We start from the raw sequence: 2,871 nt of genomic DNA on the forward strand, positions 1-2,871 counted from the left end.
GTTTTTCTGGTATGTTTTCAACGGCTTGATTGTCCACTAAAGTTAGGGTGTGATACATATCAGCTCTTTCGGCATCGATAATAGCCAGTCCAGCTTCACGACCATCCGTAGATGGGTTCAAGTGATTCAGAAGGTCCTCATAGTAGTAGTTGGGTGCCCCTAAAGTCAGCTGAGAAGCCAGTGTATATCGGGAAGAGTTTCTAGCCTCATATACGACTTCTAACGTGGCTTTATTACAGTTCTGAAAGAAGAGTAGTTCAACTCGTCCATCAACAGCTCGATTGAAGTTGGCTACGACATCAGTAAACTGATCAACACCCATCCAGGTTCGTGGTTGATTATTCACTTGGTGATCGTCAGGGCTAATTTCGTTGATTTTTCCACCATGTCCGACAACAATGATAGCCCAATGGTCTGCTTCAAATGTTTGATAGGCCCAGTCGAGATAAGCTGCTAAGGCAGATGCATTACTACTGTCTTCTCCTGATACATCGATTTCAGTAACGGTGCCACCAATGATTTGACGTCGCCGCATATTGGCAGCTCCCCAGTAGTCTGATTGTATAGCTACGGCAGCTGTAGACTGTTGGGTGCCACGGACTAACATTTCTACAATGGGTTCACCAAACTGAGAGAGATTATTGTCGTAGGGCATCCAGTATAAAACCACCCACGGGTGGGTTTTAGGAGTTATGGCAAAGGCTGAGCCTTTGCTGATGGAGCTAGCCAGGCAAGATGTCCCAACGACCAGGTATTGACAGAATTTTCTGCGCTGCATAGGAATTCTTATACGATCGCAAACCTTTTTATCGATACTTTCTAACTTCACTCCAACAGATTTGGAGTGCCTTATTGCCAGTTACCGACTAAAACTAAAGGTGCCCATTTCCCTGGATGGCCACCGAGCTCGGCATTGATGAGATCAATTTGGGCCTTTTGTAATGCCTGTGCTTTGCTAATATTTGGGTCCTGAAGATAGCTATAAAATTGAGAACTGAACGTTGCTGCCGCCTTGTCATTTAAGTTCCATAGGGATGCGATCGCACTTCTAGCACCGGACTGAATAGCAACACCAGCAAGCCCTAAAGTAGCTCGATCATCGCCAGTGGCAGTTTGGCAGGCGGTTAGGGTAATCAGGTCGAGAGGTTCATTATTAGTGGAAGAATCGGAGATTAGGGCTTCCAGTTGCTCAAATGTAATTTCTTCGGCTTTATCATCTTTCTCTGCATTAGGGCCAGTAATGACAAAAGTTTCCTCAGGGACAGTGCTAAATTGTCCGTGGGTGGCGAGGTGCAGAATCGAGTAGCGAGTCTCTTGTAATGCCGTTTTGAAGCGATCAATAGTGAACTCTTCATTGAGTAAGGTTTTACTATCGGGTAGTAAGTCTGCAATTGCAGCAAGTTCATTATCTACCAAGTCGAGCTCCTTAAAATCTCGGCCACTCTCAGTAACGATGTCTAAATTTGAACCAACGGCAAGTACTTTGATATCTCTCTTGGGGGCGCGAGGAGCTGTCAAACTGAGAGAGGGTGTGGTTGCGATCGCATATTTCTCAACAAGATAACGGTTGCCATCATGCAGAGCCGACATTGGAATATTGCGTAGAAAACTATCCTGGATAAACACCAATGTTTGGGTATCTTCTAAGTACGGTTCTATCGGCAAGAGTAGTTTTTCATAAAGCCTTTGACCAAAAGAAGCATAGTATGTCTTAAAGGGAACAAAGTTTGTCAGTTCGGAGCGAAATTTCCCGGCCAGGCTCTCTAGTGTTTCATTATTGCCCTCAACCCAGACGACGGCAGGATCGCTTTTCGGTGGATTGACAATTAAAGCAGTGTGATTTCGAACAACAATAGAAGTAATAATGGTTGTCTGGGAATCATTAGCAAGTAAGCGATCGCGAGCATTCTCAGAAGCTACTAACACACAGTTATCACCAAAAAAGTTTTGCAATTCTGCCAGTCTGAGGGAATCGACAGTCTGCAGGGTTTCATCAATATTGGGAGCAGTATTAGGTGTTACTTGCTTGTCTATTTGAGAACCAGGACCAGGGGGTAACTGTAGCTCAATGTATTGACGATAAATAGGAGCAACGGTATCACGGAAGTCGAATTGTAGATCACGGTTTGCGGTGAGAATGCTAGTGCGAATGTCTTCTAAAGTATTGATGGATTGTTTATAGAAGGCAAGGGCCTGCCCTCTTTGCGCCTGTTCCCTATAGATACGGCCCATCTGCCATTCCCAAAGGTATAGACTATCGGTAGACTCCAGAGCATCACTGGCCACTAGCTGGGCCTGGTTGGTTAACCGAACGGCTTCGGCCCAGTTGCGCTGACATTCTGCCAGGTGGCCTAGCTCTCCCAAAGCAAAGGATTTTGCCCGTTCATCTTGGATATGTTCGGCAATCTGGAGACCGATTTCTAACCAGGTTTTGACTTGGGGCTTGGTCTGAGATTTGTCTATGCAGGCAAAGTCTTGTGACGGTAGATGGTAAGACTTGGCTAGGGTAATGGCTGCATAGGCCGTTTCGCGACTGGGGGGCAATTGGGGAATGAGCTGGGCCAGGCGATTTTGAGAAGTGGTTGAGATCGCATCCCCCCGATTTAAGGAAACGATACTTAAGTGAGATCGCATTTCGGCTGCGATGTTGCCCTGTGTCTGGGCTAACTCAATCGCCGTGGTAAAGGCATCGGTGGCATCAGCTTTCAGCTGCGCAGATTCGTTTTTTAACCGTTCAGAAATCGGTTCATTGGCCTGATCGAGACCGAGTTGGGCCGCTGCCTCGGCCCGGCGCTGTTTAAGTCGGGACCAACGGACATAGGTATTACCCAAACTGTTGAGCATAGAGGCATGGTACTGGGCTAGGTCAGG

2 protein-coding genes are annotated in these 2,871 nt (G+C 46.6%); both read right to left on the reverse strand.

Going from position 1 to position 2,871, the window contains the following annotated elements:
• Positions 1 to 778, reverse strand: a 778-nt coding sequence (locus tag DXZ20_RS04975; protein ID WP_163703403.1) for a clostripain-related cysteine peptidase, incomplete at its 3' end; no start/stop codon positions are given.
• Between the two features lie 71 nt (positions 779 to 849).
• The coding region (locus DXZ20_RS04980) for a CHAT domain-containing protein (RefSeq protein ID WP_250565627.1) at positions 850 to 2,871 on the reverse strand (2,022 nt) is incomplete at its 5' end.

The sequence above is a fragment of the Adonisia turfae CCMR0081 genome (genome assembly GCF_011009555.1).
Taxonomy (GTDB): Bacteria; Cyanobacteriota; Cyanobacteriia; order Phormidesmidales; family Phormidesmidaceae; genus Leptothoe; species Leptothoe turfae.